Origin of the sequence: Streptomyces sp. P13-3-3 (assembly GCF_050571355.1) — a bacterium.
In the GTDB taxonomy this organism is placed as follows: domain Bacteria; phylum Actinomycetota; class Actinomycetes; order Streptomycetales; family Streptomycetaceae; genus Streptomyces; species Streptomyces althioticus.
This window is the reverse complement of sequence record NZ_CP192228.1, coordinates 2,854,805-2,870,037: the sequence shown is the minus strand read 5'-3', so window position 1 is coordinate 2,870,037 and position 15,233 is coordinate 2,854,805. Positions and strand designations below refer to the sequence as shown.

The window sequence follows — 15,233 nt, the reverse complement described above, 5'->3', positions numbered from 1 at the left end:
ATGGTCGTGTCGGTCACAGCGCACGCTCGTAACTCGCCCAGGCGATGTGCGACTCGTGCAGGGTGACCCCGATCTTCGCGATGCCCTTGGCCCCCTCCCCGAGCGCGCCCTTGTGGATGCGCTCGGCGAGCCGGTCGGCGATGACCTTGGCCAGGTACTCGGTGGACGTGTTCACCCCGGCGAAGTCGGGCTCGTTGTCGAGGTTGCGGTAGTTCAGCTCTCCCACGACGGCCCCGAGTTCCTGCGTGGCCAGGCCGATGTCGACGACGATGTTGTCCTCGTCCAGCTGTTCGCGCCGGAAGGTGGCGTCCACGAGGAACGTGGCCCCGTGCAGGCGCTGGGCCGGTCCGAAGACCTCGCCGTGGAAGCTGTGGGCGATCATGATGTGATCGCGGACGGTGATGCTGAACAACGGACGACCCTCCAGGTGCGGCGCGTCTGTTCCCCGCCGGTCTGGGAGGCGGGGATGTCGAGTAGTACGGCTGACTTCCTTCCCGTGTTCAGCGTCTGCCGTGTCTTTTCTCAGGTCAGGCGTGTGTGCCCGCCGCGGGGTCGTCGTAGCGCACCCGGTGGCACAGGGCGGGGATGTCTCCGGAGGCGAGGCGGGGCATGACGGCGGGCAGTTCCTCGAAGGGCGACTCGCCGGTGACGAGGGCGTCGAGGGCGGGGTCGGCGAGCAGGTCGAGGGCGAGGGCGAGACGGTCCCCGTAACCGCGGTGCGCGCGGGCCGGGGAGACGGTGCCGACCTGGCTGCCGCGGATGGTGAGCCGCCGGGAGTGGAACGCCTCACCGAGCGGCACGCCCACCTTCCGGTCGCCGTACCAGCTGAGTTCGACGACCGTGCCCTCGGGCCGCAGCAGCTCCAGCGCGCGGGCGAGTCCCTGTTCGGTGGCGCTGGCGTGCACCACCAGGTCGCAGTCGCCGTCGGCGTCCGCGGGCAGGGCGAAGCCCACGCCCAGGCCCTCCGCCGTCTCGGCCCGCGCGGGGTCGGCGTCGACGAGCTGGACGCGCACACCGGGGAAGCGGGCGAGCAGCGCGGCCACCGAGCAGCCGACCATCCCGCCGCCGACCACGGCGATCCGGTCGCCGACGAGGGGCGCGGCGTCCCAGAGGGCGTTGACGGCGGTCTCCACCGTGCCGGCGAGGACCGCCCTCCCGGCCGGCACCGACTCGGGCACCGGCGTCACGGCCGCCGCCGGCACCACGTACCGCGTCTGGTGCGGGTACAGGCAGAACACCGTGCGTCCGGTGAGCGACTCGGGCCCCTCCTCCACCACGCCGACACTCAGGTAGCCGTACTTCACCGGTCCGGGGAAGTCGCCCTCCTGGAACGGCGCCCGCATCACGGTGTGCTGACTCTCCGGCACCCCGCCGCGGAACACGAGCGTCTCCGTGCCCCGGCTGATCCCCGAGTACAGGGCGCGTACCACGACCTCGTCCGGGCCCGGCTCGGGCAGGTCCACCTCACGGATCTCCCCCCGGCCAGGTGAGTCGAGCCAGAACGCACGTGCGGCGCGGTTCATCGAGGTCCTCCTGAACGATCGGGATCCTGCGCGCGTACCGAGTGGTGCACAGGCCGCGCACAAGGTAGCGGCGTTGATCGACTCTGTCACACGGCCGGAGGGTGTTCGGTGGCCCTGAACAACACGTACGACGCGAGGCTCGTCCAGCAGGAGACCGCTGTGGGGGCGGGCGTGCAGATCCTGCTGCTGGCCCTGATCGGTACCGCGATCGGCATGGGCCCCGCGGGCTGGGTCACGGGCCTCGTGTTCGCGATCGCCACCTGGGCGGTGCTGTCCCGGGCCCTGCACCGGGCGGGGTCGCGCACCTTCGGTCCGGCGAACCGGGTCACCCTCGGCCGGGCCACCCTCGTCGGCGGGGTGACCGCTCTGGTCGCGGACTCGTTCCAGGACTCACCTCCTGTCTCCCTGTTCGTCGGCCTGACGGCCGTGGCCCTGATCCTCGACGGCGTCGACGGCAAGGTCGCCCGCAGGACCGGCACCTCCACCGCGCTGGGCGCCCGCTTCGACATGGAGGTCGACGCGTTCCTGATCCTGGTGCTCAGCGTGTACGTGTCGACGGCGATGGGCCCGTGGGTGCTGCTGATCGGCGCCATGCGGTACGTGTTCGTCGCCGCCGCCCGGGTGTGGCCGTGGCTGACCGCGCCGCTCCCGCCGAGCACGGCCCGCAAGACGGTCGCGGCGCTCCAGGGCGTGCTGCTGCTGGTGGCGGCCTCCGCGTACCTTCCGCATGCGGTCAACGTCGGGGTCGTGGCGCTGGCCCTCGGCCTGCTGGTGTGGTCGTTCGGCCGGGACGTGCTGTGGCTGTTCCGCACGCACCGGGCGACGCAGGCGGCTCCGGTGACGGTCGAGCGCAGGGCGAGGCGCGAGCTGGTCGCGAGCTGACGTCCGGCCGACGCTCGCCACCCCTTCCGCTGCGGACACGCCGCTACTCGATCCCCGTGGCGTCCAGTAGCCGCACCAGGTCCTTCCGCCCGTATCCGAGTCGTCTCGACCGGTGCGCGGCCGTCAGCACCAGGTGTGCCACGCCCTCGGCCGCGTCCCCTCCCTCGGCTCTCTCGGCGTCGACGTCGGGCCACTCCCCCGCTCTCCCGTCCGTCCTCACGGCGTTCATCACCACCCCGTGCGCGCGGCGGATCTCCGCGACCGTGCCGGCGACGGCGTCCAGCAGAGTCCTTCCCGGGCGCCGGCACTCCAGGGCGAAGCCGCCGCGGTCGACCGGCACACATCCCTCGGGCGGACTCGCCCGCAGCCCCGCGTACCGCTCGTCGCCGAAACCGCAGTCCCCGTCGTCCTCATGTACCAGCAGGAAGCGGTGGTGTCCCGGTGGGAGCGGGGGCGGCGGGGGCGTGTACTCCCATCCCGCGTCCTCGTAGAGCTGTCGCTTCACCTCCTCCTCGTCGGCGTGCGTCACGGTGAAGCCGTTGTTCTCGTTGCGTCCGGTGACCGTGCCGTCCTCGTTCCGCCGGAACTGCAGGCTCATGGTGTCTCCCCCGTCGTCGGTGCCTCGTCGGTCGTCCCTCACGGGAGCGGCGACCGCCCCCGTCACCCCGTCGAACGGCCCGCACCACCGCCGCGTGCCCGCTTCGGGCGTTATCACCGGATCGCGTGAAAAGACCGGAGGCGGGAACTCCCCTGCCTGTCCTCGCGCTCCCCCCGCCCGCTCCCACCTGCGGTTGTTACGCTCCCCGAGTGAGGATTCCGGGACCAGAAGAGATCCGCGCGCTGCACGAGAAGCACGCGCCGACGGCCGAGGCGTTCGCCTCCGTCCACCGCCACTGCGAGCTCGTGTGGGGCGTCGCCGAGCAGCTGCTGACGTCGCCGCGCCTCGCCCACCTCGACGCCGAACTGGTCAGGGCCGGCTGCCTCCTGCACGACATCGGCGTCTACCGCCTGTACGGCGAGGACGGGCGGCTGGACCACAAGAACTACATCCGTCACGGCCTGCTCGGCCAGGAGCTCCTGGAGAGCGAGGGCTACTCCGCCGCCCTCTGCCGTTTCTGCTCGCACCACACCGGCGTCGGACTGACCCGGCAGGACGTCGTACGCCAGAACCTCCCCGTCCCGCCCGCCGACTATCTGGCGGAGACGCCCGAGGAGCGGCTGGTGATGTACGCGGACAAGTTCCACTCCAAGTCGCACCCCGACCGGTTCCTCACCCCCGACGCCTATGCCGCGCACGTCCGCCGCTTCGGCGAGGAGAAGGTGACCGCCTTCCAGGCATTGCGCGAGGAGTTCGGCGACCCGGACCTCGCCCGCCTCGCCCCGCAGGCGGAACTGCCGCCCGTCACCGGCTGAGACGGGCGGCAGTACGCAAGCCGGAAGAGATCGGGGGCGAGCCGCCTCCCTCGGCCCTCACTCCTCCGGCAGATGCGCGTCCGGTGCGTCCGGGCGGTGGTCGGGGAGGCTGGAGCGGGTGGACGCGTCGTGGCGCACGCGCAGGAACTCCAGGTACCGCTCGTACTGGTCGAGGGCGTCGGCGATGAGCTGCTCCTTGGTGTAGCCCATCACGTCGTAGTCCTGGTTGCCCTCGGCGAGACGGACCTCGAACCGCACGTAGGTGTCGCGCGTCTCGACCGCCCGGGTGGCGAAGGCGGGAGTGGGGCGTTCGACGGGCCACACCTCGTAGAGGAACACGTCACCCTCGCCGACGGGGACGCGCAGGCCGACGTGGGTGAGGCCGCTGTCCTCGACGGTCCCCTCCAGCATCTCCGCCTCGGCGCCCTGCTGCCGCAGTTCGTGCGCCACCTCCTCGAAGGCGGGCCGGGCGGTCTGGTCCACGAACCGTGCCGCGGCCCTGCGACCGGGGAACGACATCGCGCGCGCCAGCCGGTGCCGCCAGTTCGGCGCGCCGGGCAGACCTTGCTGCACCGTGCGCCCCGAGAGCGAGCCGGGCAGCGTGGTGACCCGCGCCTCGACCTTCATTCTCTCGGTTCTCAGGGCGAGATAGAGGCCCGCCATGATCAGGAACATCACGAACGAGAAGGGCAGGCCCATGATGATGGTGGCGTTGGTCAGCGCCTGCACGCCGCCGACGATGAGCATCGCGAGGGTCAGCAGACCGGTCGCCACCGCCCAGAAGATGCGCAGATAGGTCGGCGCGTCGGTCATCGGCGTGGGCAGGTCGGCGCTGAGGTTGCCCATCACCAGGGCGCCGGAGTCGGCGGAGGTGACGTACAGCAGCAGGCCGACGAAGGTGGCGAGGCCGGCGCTGAACGTGAAGCCGGGGAATTGTTCGAGCAGCGTGTAGAAGCCTTGTTCGGGCACGTTCATGGCGGTCTCGCCGAACTCCGCGTTGCCGTCGCGCACCAGGAACAGCGCGCTGTTGCCGAAGATCGCCAGGAAGAGGCCCGTGAAGAGGAAGGGGATGACGAGCGTCGCGGCGACGAACTCGCGCAGGGTGCGCCCGCGGGAGATGCGCGCGAGGAACAGCCCGACGAACGGCGCCCAGGCGACCCACCAGGCCCAGAAGAACAGGGTCCACGCGTCGAGCCACTCGGTGGGCTGGTCGTAGGCGAAGGTGTTCAGGGTCTTGGACGGGAAGCCGCTGACGTAGTCGCCGACGTTCTGGACGATGGCGTTGAGCAGCCTGAACGGCTCGCCGACGACGAGGATGTAGAACATCAGCAGGGCGGCGAGCAGGATGTTGAGCTGCGACAGCCGGCGGATGCCCTTGTCGACGCCGGACACCGCGGAGACGGTGGCCATGCCCACGGCGATGACGATGAGCGCGATCTGCGCGGTCAGTCCTTCGGGGATGCCGAAGAGCGCCTTGAGGCCGTAGTTGAGCTGCACCACGCCGATGCCGAGGGTGACGCCGATGCCGAAGACGGTGCCGATGATGGCGGCGAGGTCGACGGTGTCGCCGATCCGGCCGTGGATGCGGCGTCCGATGATGGGGTACAGCGCGGAACGGATGGCGAGCGGCAGCTTGTACCGGAAGGAGAAGTAGCCGAGCGCCATGCCCATAAGGGCGTACATGCCCCAGCCGGTGATGCCGTAGTGGAACAGCGTCCAGACGACCGCCTCCCGGGCGGCCTCCAGCGTCTCCGGGTCACCCTCGGGCGGCGCGAGGTAGTGGCTGACCGGGCCCGACACCGAGAAGAACATCAGGTCGATGCCGATGCCCGCCGCGAAGAGCATCGACCCCCAGGTGAAGAGGCCGTAGTCGGGTTTGGAGTGCTTGGGGCCGAGCTTGATGGTGCCGTACTTGGAGGCGGCGATGAAGACGACGAACAGCAGGTACAGGGTCGCCGCGAGGAAGTAGTACCAGCCGAACCAGCTGGAGATCTTGCCGACGACGACACCGATGGCGTCCTCGGCTCCGGACGGGGTGATGATCGCCCAGAGGGAGATCGCGAGGACGAACAGCGCCGACCCGAAGAAGACGACCGGCTTGATCCGCACCTGGCCGTTCGTCTCACCCTCGGGCGGTTGTTCTTCGGGTGTTCTGGGGCCCTTCTCACCAACGGTCGACACGTCGTACTCCTTCTCCGCCTCCGCTGCCGGCCGCCGCACCGGCCGTCCGGCCCGCGGCGTGGGCGCCCGGACGGTTTCCGGCCACCGACGCGCATATACCCAACGGTCCCGCCGTCACCACGACGCCACCGCCGGGGAAGTTTTCACACACGGCGGACCGCGGACCGGTCACCGCGTCGCCTGCCCGCCGGACGGACGCGACCGCCCGGTGATGAGGTCGGCGGCGCGTTCGGCGGCCAGCAGCACCGTCACCATGGGGTTGATGGTGGGCATCGTCGGAAAGACCGAGGCGTCGACGACGCGTACGCCCTCGGCGCCGCGCAGCCGCATCTCCGGGTCGCACACGGCCGTCGGGTCGTCGGCGGCGCCCATCTTGCAGGTGCCCGCCGGGTGGTAGACGGTGTGGGCGACGCGGCGGCCGTATTCCGACAGGTCGGCGTCGGAGGTGACGTCCGGTCCCGGAGCCACCTCGCGGACCAGCCAGTCCTTCAGCGGGTCGGTCGCTGCCACCTCGCGGGCCACCTTGAGCCCTTCGACGACGGTGCGTTCGTCGTGGCCCTCCGGGTCGGTGAAGTAGCGGAAGTCCAGGGCGGGGTGCTCGGACGGGTCGGAGCTGCGCAGCCACATGCGGCCGGTGGAGCGGGCGCGGGGCACGTTCGGCGTCATGCACACCCCGTGCTCGGGGACGGGGTAGCCGAGCCGTTCGGTGTTGACGGTGAACGGCACCTGGTAGAAGTGGAACATAAGGTCGGGCCGCGGCTGGTTCCTGTCCATGCGCAGGAACAGACCGGCGTCGGAGTCCATCGCGGAGTTGGGCGGCAGCGGGCCGCGGGTCTCCCAGACGATCACCGACTCGGGGTGGTCCAGCAGGTTCTCGCCGACGCCGGGCAGGTCGATGTGGACGTCGATGCCGAGGCGGCGCAGGTCGTCGGCCGGTCCGATGCCGGACAGCATCAGCAGCCGCGGGGTGTCGATCGCCCCGGCGCACAGCAGCAGTTCACGGTTCGCGCGTACGGTGGCGGGTTCGCCGTCGGCGCCGCGCACCGCGACCCGGGTGAGCCGTCCCTTCTCGTCGGTGAGCAGCCGGTGCGCCCATGTCTCCAGTTTGAGCGTGAGGTTGGGGCGGTCGAGCACGGGGTGCAGGTAGGCGACGGAGGCGGAGGAGCGCTTGTTGCCCTCCGGCTCGTAGGCGAGGGAGAAGAACCCGGTGCCGTCGGCGAAGGGCTCGGCGTTGAAGTCGTCGACGACGGGGACGCCGGTGGCGCGGGCGGCGGCGGTGACGAAGTCCTTGGCGATGGGGTTACGGTCCGCCTCCGCCACCGGCACGATGGTGGTCTGCAGCCGGTCGCGGTATGGCAGGATCGTGCCCGGGTCCCAGCCGGTGCAGCCTGCGGCCACCCAGTCGTCAAGGTCCTGCGGGAGCGGCAGGAAGCTGATGAGGGTGTTGTGGGAGGAGCAGCCGCCGAGGACGCGGGCCCGCGAGTGCAGAATGTGGGAGTTGCCGCGCGGCTGTTCGACGGTGGTGTAGCCGTAGTCGAACTCCGAGCCGAGCAGGTTGATCCAGTTGCGCAGGCGCAGGATGCGGTCGTCGCCGACGTCGCTGGGTCCGCCCTCGATGACGCAGACGCGGCAGTCGGGGTCCTCGCTGAGGCGGGCGGCGAGCACACAGCCGGCGGTGCCGCCGCCGACGATGACGTAGTCGTAGTCCGACTCCGCGCCGTGAGGGGTGGTGGAGGCCATGGGCTGCCTTTCTTCGGAACCGTGGGGTTGGGTGGCCGGTGCGGTGAGGGCCGCTCAGCTGCCTCCGCTGTCGCCCTTGAACCAGCCCGAGGGTCCCGGGGTGAGGTTCTGGTAGATGTGCTTGGCCTCCTGGTACTCGCGCAGGCCCGTCGGCCCGAGTTCGCGCCCGACGCCGGAGCGTCCGAAGCCGCCCCACTCGGCCTGCGGCACATAGGGGTGGAAGTCGTTGATCCACACGGTGCCGTGCCGCAGCCGCTGCGCGACGCGCTGGGCGCGGCTCGCCTCGGACGTCCAGACGCCGCCGGCGAGTCCGTAGCGGGTGTCGTTGGCGAGTTCCACGGCCTCGTCCTCGGTGCGGAACCGTTCGACGGTGACGACCGGCCCGAACACCTCCTCCTGCACGATGCGCATGGAGCGGTCGCAGTCGGCGAAGATGGTCGGGAGCAGGAAGTAGCCGTTGCTCAGGGCGGGGTCGTCGGGCCGGGTGCCGCCGGTGACGAGGCGGGCGCCCTCCTCCTTGCCGAGGGCGATGTAGCTCTCGACCTTCTCCCGGTGCTGGGCGGAGCTGAGCGGCCCGCTCTCGGTGCCCTCCTCCAGGCCGTTGCCCAGCCGGATCTGGCGGGCGCGCTCGGCGAACGCCTCGACGAACCGGTCGTGGATCGAGTCCTCCACCAGCAGGCGTGATCCGGCGGAGCAGACCTGCCCGGCGTGCAGGAAGGACGCGTCGAGGGCGTAGTCGACGGCGGCGTCGAAGTCGGCGTCCGCGAAGACGATGTTGGGGTTCTTGCCGCCGAGTTCCAGGGCGATGTTCTTCGGCCCCTCGGCCGCGGCGGCCATGATGGCGCGCCCGGTGGCCAGGCCGCCGGTGAAGGACACCAGGTCGACCTCGGGGTGGGAGGTCATGGCCGCGCCGACGGTCGCGCCGGAGCCGAGGACGAGATTGGCGACCCCGCGCGGGGCGCCGGCCTCCTCGATCAGCCGGAACAGGGCGATCGTGGTGAGCGGGGTGATCTCGCTGGGCTTGAGGACGATGGTGTTGCCGGCCGCCAACGCGGGCGCAACCTTCCACGAGGCCTGCAGCAAGGGGTAGTTCCAGGGGGCGATGAGCGCGCACACCCCGACGGGCTGGTAGACGACGCGGCTGAGCACGTCGGGGCCGACGTCCACGACGCGTCCGCCGTCCTTGCCGGCCAGTTCGGCGAAGTAGCGGAAGGCGTTGGCGACGTCCTCGACGTCGAAGCGGCCCTCGGCCAGGGTCTTGCCGGTGTCGAGGGTCTCGGTGCGGGCGATCTCGTCGATGTCCCGCAGCAGCAGGTCGTGCACCCGCATCAGCAGGTCGGCACGGCGCCGGGTGGGGGCGTTCGCCCAGTCCTCCTCGTCGAAGGCGCGGCGGGCGGCCCGCACCGCCTTGTCCACGTCGGCGGCGTCGGCCTCGTCGACGGTGGTGATCACGGAGGCGTCGTACGGATTGATCACCTCGCGCCGCCCTCCGCCGGTGGCGGTCGTCCATTCCCCGTCGATGTACAGCTCACCCATGGCGGGCCTCCTTAGCATCCGACCGGTACCGGCTCGGGCGGCCGGCCGGCAGCACGGCCCATCGTGCGGTCGACGGGCACGGCGCGCACGGCCACCGCCGCGTCCGGGTGGAGCGGGTGACTCGGCCGGGCTAGCGCCGGGCCGGGACGGACCGTCACTGAGGGCGGAGAGGGGGCGACGCACGCGTCGGCGAGAAGGGACGACCCGCACGTTGTGTGGGCCGCGTGAGGGGACCGCAGGCCACGTGTGAATTCTTCACGCGGCCGCGTGGCGTTCACCACAGCACCGCAGCAAAGCGAGACGGCAGAAGGAGCGGCACACCCCGTCGACGGCCGGAATGACGGGGATTCAGCCGGACAGCGGCACGTGGACGGGGCATGGCGCGCGCCACCGCGATGTCGGAACGCGCCGTCCTACCTGATCTATGATCGTTCAATAGTTGACTTCATCGCGCTTGCAACTGATCCCTGATGGTGTCCGGCGACCGCGGACGCACCGGTCGGTGCGCGTCCCGTCGCGGTGGCACGCAGGAGGAAAGGTGAATCGTATGGCCCTCGGACTGCTCCGGCGCCGACGTTCGGGCAGCGGCCGCAAGGCCGCACCGGGCACGCCGCTGCCCCTGCCGGCCGGCGCCGGCGCGTACAGCTGCGAGGTCGTCGATCCCATGGGGCAGCCCTTGGGCGGTGCCGAGGTCACGGTGACCGCCTCGGACAGCCACCGGGTCGCCGCCCAGGGCACCACCGATCCGTACGGCCTGTTCATGGCGGTGCTTCCGCCCGGCTCCTACAGCGTGATGGTCACGGGCGAGGGCCTCACCCCGGCCCGCAGCGACATCGACATAACCGCCGACACGCCCCTCCCCCCGGCGCGCGTCGCGCTGCTGCCCGCACGCCAGCTGGAACTGCCGTCACCCGGCACCTGGCTGTTCGACCCGCCGCACACCGCGATCCGCTTCATCGCCAAGCACGTCGGCATGGCCCATGTGCACGGACGCTTCACCCGCTTCACCGGCGGTATCCGCGTCGCGCCGGACATGCGCGACTCGCAGGTGTCGGTGCGCATCGACGCCGCCAGCATCACCACGGGCAACAGGACCCGTGACAACCACCTGCGTTCCGCCGACTTCCTCGACGTCGAGCACTACCCCTACATCGACTTCGTCAGCACCCGCTTCGTCTACCAGGGCGGATCGAAGTGGACGCTGCACGGCACGCTCACCATGCACGGCACCAGCCGCTCCGTGGGGCTGGACACGACGTACCTCGGCACGGTGAACGGCGGTTACGAACAGGAGCTGCGCTGCGCGGCCCTGGCGAAGACGGAGCTGCACCGCGAGGACTTCACCCTCAACTGGCGTTCGATGCTGGCCCGCGGCATCGCGGTGGTCGGTCCGACCGTGCAACTGGAGCTGGACGTCCAGGCGATGTACCGCACCGCCGAGACCCCCACGCCCCCGGAGTAGGCCGACGCGGCCCGGCGGGCGGCGGCACCTTCTGGTTCACGCGTAGGGGTCGGGGATCACCTCGGTCGCCGACTCGAGGACCTTCTCCGCCCGCAGGACCGCCCTACGGACGGTCCCCGCCTCCGCGACGAGCACGTCGGGCACGTGGGACTCGTAGAAGCGGAGGTACCCGACGGTACCCACGGTCGTGGTCCGCGCGCCGAGCCACACCACCATCCTGCGCAGGTCGTCGAACTCGTCGGGATGCGTCTCCTGCCGCACGCTCAGCGCCCACTGCGGCCCGTCGGAGCGCAGCTCTCCCACCAGCGCGCCCCCGATCCGCAACGCCGGCCCCCGGTCCGTCCAGAGGGGGTACGCGTAGCCGTCGTCCTGCCGGCCTCCCTCCTCCCCCAGGTGCCATCGGAGCAGCGCGAGGTCCTGCGGCGGGAGCGAGCCGGGCAGGTCGAGGGTGAGCTGGAGTTCGTAGAGGTCGGCCATGATCAGAAGGCTACGAGTTCTGGCGGTGGCGCCACCTCCAGCCACCCGCTACGGCACGCCCCACTTCACGGCTACCGATATGACCGAAACACGTGTGTTCGGCATGCGTTCCGGCACGTTGAACCCGGTGCCGGGTCATCACTTCCCTGAACGATGCGCCTCCTACGGGCGCCTCCGGGACAGGAGCAGCCGTGACGCATATCGAACAGCAGACGCGTTCCGCGTGGGACGCCTACGGGCGGCACCACTTGAAGCGTGGTACACCCTTGCCGGACCTGGACCGGATCACGTGGGGCCCCGGCGTGGACGGTCCCGGGGACGAGGTCCTCGGCGACCTGGCGGGTCTGCGGGTCCTCGACCTGGGCTGCGGTACGGGGCGGCACGCCGCGCATCTGGCCCGCGCCTACGGCGCACGGGTCGACGGCGTTGACGCCTCCCCCAGCCAGATCGAACGGGCGCGGGCCCACCACCCCGACGTGCCGGGTCTGCGCCTCTTCCACGCGGACGCGGTCGATCACCTGGGCCAGGCGGAGCCGTACGACGTGATCTACTCCGTCAGCGCGGTCCACTTCTTCGACCCGCACCGCCTTTTCCCGGCCCTGGCCGGTTCGTTGGCCCCCGGCGGCCGTCTGTACTTCACGGTGCTGCACACCAACTCCGAAAGTCACGAGCCCAGTTCGACGATCACCCCACGCCCCGAGCTCCTGCACCTGGCGGGCGGTGGCACTCTCACGTTGCACATGTGGGTGCTCGCCCCGAACCTGTGGAAGTCCCTGCTCACCAGACACGGCCTGGAGGTGCGCGGGGTCACCGCCCTGGACGCACCGGAGGGGAGCAACCGGGCGTCGTACCGCTTGTTCGAGGCGCAACGGCCGGACGACTGAGCAGCGCTGGTTCTCCGTGCTCGGCGGCGCTCCTGGCGAACGGATCGACGCCGGCGACCGCTACCTCACCGGCGTGCTCGAAGGCTTTCGCCCCGCACCACCACCCGCCTCGCCTCGCCTCGCCGTGCGATGGGAACGCCGCCCGGAACTTCACGACGCCTTCGTCTCCTTGGCCTGCGGGGCATCATCTGCCGGCGGCGGCTGAAGAAGGCTCAGCAATGATCGCAAAAGCCTCAGTTGCAGCGAGTCCTCTTGCGTGCTCAGAGACTCCCGTCGCCTTAACCGCGAGAGCTACCATCTGGCAGGCGTCGGCAATCGGCTACGCCCAGACGGTCATCCGGAGCGATCATGCCGACTCAAGGCCCCGGCAAGTCAGCGGCGTGGGCGAAGGTCCTCGCAGCGTTCGTTTTCCTTGTCCTCATGCCCCTGGTGATCTGGTTCATGGTCTCCTTCCCGGGGTCCGGCGCCTTCCCCTGGTGAGTGCGACTGAGGTTGATCACGGTCAGATCCCGCGGTCCCGCGATCTGCCGGACACGGCCTGCCCGAACGGGCGGAAAGCGGCCGGGCGGTGCAACCGTTGCGCAGGACGGGTCACCTCCCGGAATGCCTCATTGATCCTTGGGCAGGGGTCCTGGCCTTTGTGCGCAACGGGCGTTCGCCGTACGTGGGACGGGGGTTCGGGTCACGGGAGTTTGTGTCAGGCACACGTTCGCCAAGGACGGCGTGGCCGTGATCGTGAGGTACGAGGTTGTCCCGTGCAGTCGCGACGTGTTACGACGAACGAGCCTACGTTTTCCACGGAACCGCCATCGCGGCAACCATCTGCCTATGGCTGCGCCCGTGACCCGAGGGACAGGACTGGGGACGAAAACGCTCAGTGCGCGTCAAATGCTGCCTGCAACGCCTCCTTGGTGGGAGCTATGACAACCGCGTTGCCCTGTAGTTCCGCAGGAAGGTGACGACGCTCGCTCTCGTAGAAGATCAGTGCCCCACTGTCCTGGGGGACGATCGAAGCCCCGAGGGCTTCCGCCAGCCGGACGAGGACACCGAGCATCGCGCCACGGGCGAAGTGCGTCGCTGTCACGCACAGCATCCCACTTGCACCACGAGGCTCGTGATACAGGTCCGCCTCGCCCCCATCCTCTGCGCGAAGCTGGGAGAAGCCCTCCTCCGGACCGCCGGCCACCACGTACGGCTCTGTCACATGCCGGAATCGTTCGAAGTCCAGCTCGACGACCTCGCCGTCCACGAACCGGAGCAGGAAAATGCTGTAACTCACGGACACACTCTGCCATCGTCATGATCCGCCGGACAGCGCTGGGGCGACGGCTCGAACATCTCGCCGGGTGGGCACCGGTCCACGGCTCCGGGCGAGTGGTGCCAGAGCTTTGGCCCGGCGTCACCGTCGTCACTGTGTGATGAGCCCGCACAGCTCATCCGACACCGATCGCTTGGCTTCCCGGCAGCACAGGCGGCACACATCTCAGTCACCGCGAGGGCCCGCGCACGCCCTCAGTCGCCCTCCCCCACCCGCGTCGCGGCCCATCCGGCCAGCTCACGCACGCCCTTGGCCGCGTTGTCCGAGAGCTCGCCCAGTACGGCATCGGCGGCGGTGAGGAGAGCACGGGCCTCGTCAAGGCAGCCCGCGTCGGCCAGGGCGAGGGTGAGCCGGTAGTGCTCCTCGGCGATGAAGCGACCGAGGTTGACCCGGCGCCAGTGGCGCAGCGAGTCGTCGCCCAGGGTGGCCAGGGCCTCGCGGACGGCGGCCAAGCTGTTCACCGCCTGCGGCAGCCTGCCCGCTTCCCGCTCCAGGCGGGCGAGGGTACGCCAGGCCGAGGCACGGTCCCATGCCGTCTCCTGAAGAGCGGCATACAGGCGCTGGGCGCGCAGCGCCTGGGGAAGGTCGCCGAGTTCCTCGAAGTCCTGGGCGAGCCCGCTCAGCGGAGCCGTGGCCAGGGTGCGGGGCGCCCCGGGGCGGCGGAGTCTGCCTTGGTCCATGACGATGTCGTCGAGTTCGCGGATCAGCGTCACCCGCGCGAGCTCGGTCATCCCCTGGTCCCGCGCCAGGTCGGTCCAGGTGGAGACCGGCTCGTCCGCCGGGTCCGTTCCGAACATCGACTCGTCGAGTTCGCGCGCCCACTGTCGCAACTCGTCCGCGCTCGCACCCGGTTCCGGCACACCACTCAGGCCGCACGCCGTGTCGAAGTCGGTCTCCCGGACCTCGAGCAGGAGCGGCAGATCCCCAGTGTCCCCATACAACCCCACGAGCACGGCTGCGAGCCGCAGTTCCTCCGTCATCGAAGACCGCGTCTCGTGCCGCAGCAGATGCCGCAGCAGCTCCAAGTCGCCCTCGGCCCGGTCAAACTGCGCGGCCCTCAGGGTGAGCCGCCGCCGAACCGGGTCCTCGGCGACTTCACGCCATGCGTTGCGGTCGCCCTCCCGCAAGCAGGTGAGATCTGCGCGGCCCGCCGCGAGCACCGTCTCCCACAGCGGGGGACCGTCCGGGCCCAGCCGGTCGTAGGCGCACCCCTCGTCCGCGTTGAGGAGGACGAAGTCCGGCTCGGTGCGCGCCAGCGCGGCACACAGTCTGCCCACCAGCTCGACCGGGGAGCGTTCCGGGAAGCCCAGCGCCGCACGGAGCTCGGCCCGCTCCTCGTCGATTCCGTAGTACTCGCGGATCTCGTCCTCGGTCTCCGTGACGCACGCCAGGATCCTCTCCTCGCCGTCGTCCGGCGACAGCTGGGTGTAGTCGCGCCAGCCGGGCAGGCCGATCACCAGTTCCAGGGCCTCGTCGGCGCTGGAGCCGATGATCCCCGCCGTGCCCTCCGAGTCGGCGTACAGCACGGAGCCGTCGGCGCACAGGAAGTACGTGCCGCCGGTGTCGTCGCCGGCCACCACCTCCAGTGGTTCGCCCGAGGCGAGGCGGACCTCCTCGACATGGCCGTGGGCGGCACGGTCGAGGTCGAAGTCGAAGGGGTGGGCGGCCAGTTCGGCCAGGCGGCGGTCCTGCCGCAGAAGCCGTAGCGCGTGATCGGACATGCGGCGGAACGTAACACCGCCCGCTGACCGCCGACTGGCGGCCCAGCTGCGGAGGGCCTACGCCACGATCACGCTCGGGTACATGCGGTTGAGCGC

At 70.6% G+C, this 15,233-nt stretch carries 13 protein-coding genes; 4 read left to right on the top strand and 9 right to left on the bottom strand.

Annotated features, from left to right (window positions below; all coding sequences use genetic code 11):
• Positions 1–13: 13 nt before the first annotated feature.
• Positions 14–412 carry a 6-pyruvoyl trahydropterin synthase family protein gene (locus ACQZOG_RS13055; RefSeq protein WP_033277799.1) on the bottom strand — a complete coding sequence of 133 codons (399 nt, stop codon included), beginning with the start codon at positions 410–412 and terminating at the stop codon, positions 14–16.
• Between the two features lie 115 nt (positions 413–527).
• Positions 528–1,523, bottom strand: coding sequence for a zinc-dependent alcohol dehydrogenase (locus ACQZOG_RS13050; RefSeq protein WP_033277798.1), 996 nt, complete (start codon positions 1,521–1,523; stop codon positions 528–530).
• A gap of 108 nt (positions 1,524–1,631) precedes the next feature.
• Here ACQZOG_RS13050 and ACQZOG_RS13045 point away from each other — a divergent pair, with 108 nt between their 5' ends.
• Positions 1,632–2,405, top strand: coding sequence for a CDP-alcohol phosphatidyltransferase family protein (locus ACQZOG_RS13045; protein WP_193467347.1), 774 nt, complete (start codon positions 1,632–1,634; stop codon positions 2,403–2,405).
• Between the two features lie 43 nt (positions 2,406–2,448).
• On the opposite strand, the gene ACQZOG_RS13040 is transcribed toward ACQZOG_RS13045, so the two are convergent.
• Positions 2,449–3,003 carry a hypothetical protein gene (locus tag ACQZOG_RS13040; protein ID WP_351036891.1) on the bottom strand — a complete coding sequence of 185 codons (555 nt, stop codon included), beginning with the start codon at positions 3,001–3,003 and terminating at the stop codon, positions 2,449–2,451.
• 209 nt (positions 3,004–3,212) lie between these two features.
• Here ACQZOG_RS13040 and ACQZOG_RS13035 point away from each other — a divergent pair, with 209 nt between their 5' ends.
• Positions 3,213–3,818, top strand: coding sequence for an HD domain-containing protein (locus ACQZOG_RS13035; RefSeq protein ID WP_397664105.1), 606 nt, complete (start codon positions 3,213–3,215; stop codon positions 3,816–3,818).
• 57 nt (positions 3,819–3,875) lie between these two features.
• On the opposite strand, the gene betT is transcribed toward ACQZOG_RS13035, so the two are convergent.
• The 3 genes from betT to ACQZOG_RS13020 all read right to left on the bottom strand — a co-directional run bounded on the left by betT (position 3,876) and on the right by ACQZOG_RS13020 (position 9,275).
• Positions 3,876–5,999, bottom strand: a complete 2,124-nt coding sequence (gene betT / locus ACQZOG_RS13030; RefSeq protein WP_397664107.1) for a choline BCCT transporter BetT — start codon at positions 5,997–5,999, stop codon at positions 3,876–3,878.
• Positions 6,000–6,167: 168 nt separating this feature from the next.
• Positions 6,168–7,739, bottom strand: coding sequence for a GMC family oxidoreductase (locus ACQZOG_RS13025; RefSeq protein ID WP_037642732.1), 1,572 nt, complete (start codon positions 7,737–7,739; stop codon positions 6,168–6,170).
• Positions 7,740–7,793: 54 nt separating this feature from the next.
• Entirely contained in the window at positions 7,794–9,275 is a 1,482-nt protein-coding gene (locus tag ACQZOG_RS13020; RefSeq protein ID WP_033277793.1) for an aldehyde dehydrogenase family protein, read from the bottom strand.
• Between the two features lie 547 nt (positions 9,276–9,822).
• Between ACQZOG_RS13020 and ACQZOG_RS13015 the strand changes: the two genes are divergently transcribed.
• A complete protein-coding gene (locus tag ACQZOG_RS13015) occupies positions 9,823–10,737 on the top strand; it encodes a YceI family protein (protein ID WP_078493069.1) in 915 nt (304 codons plus the stop codon).
• Between the two features lie 36 nt (positions 10,738–10,773).
• On the opposite strand, the gene ACQZOG_RS13010 is transcribed toward ACQZOG_RS13015, so the two are convergent.
• Positions 10,774–11,214, bottom strand: coding sequence for a hypothetical protein (locus tag ACQZOG_RS13010; RefSeq protein WP_033277792.1), 441 nt, complete (start codon positions 11,212–11,214; stop codon positions 10,774–10,776).
• Positions 11,215–11,405: 191 nt separating this feature from the next.
• Here ACQZOG_RS13010 and ACQZOG_RS13005 point away from each other — a divergent pair, with 191 nt between their 5' ends.
• Entirely contained in the window at positions 11,406–12,098 is a 693-nt protein-coding gene (locus ACQZOG_RS13005; protein ID WP_033277791.1) for a class I SAM-dependent methyltransferase, read from the top strand.
• A gap of 874 nt (positions 12,099–12,972) precedes the next feature.
• Here the strand turns inward: ACQZOG_RS13005 and ACQZOG_RS13000 are convergent.
• Together ACQZOG_RS13000 and ACQZOG_RS12995 are read right to left on the bottom strand one after the other, a co-directional pair.
• Positions 12,973–13,377 carry a hypothetical protein gene (locus ACQZOG_RS13000; protein WP_193456620.1) on the bottom strand — a complete coding sequence of 135 codons (405 nt, stop codon included), beginning with the start codon at positions 13,375–13,377 and terminating at the stop codon, positions 12,973–12,975.
• Positions 13,378–13,610: 233 nt separating this feature from the next.
• Positions 13,611–15,137, bottom strand: a complete 1,527-nt coding sequence (locus ACQZOG_RS12995) for a hypothetical protein (RefSeq protein ID WP_193467350.1) — start codon at positions 15,135–15,137, stop codon at positions 13,611–13,613.
• Positions 15,138–15,233: the final 96 nt, after the last annotated feature.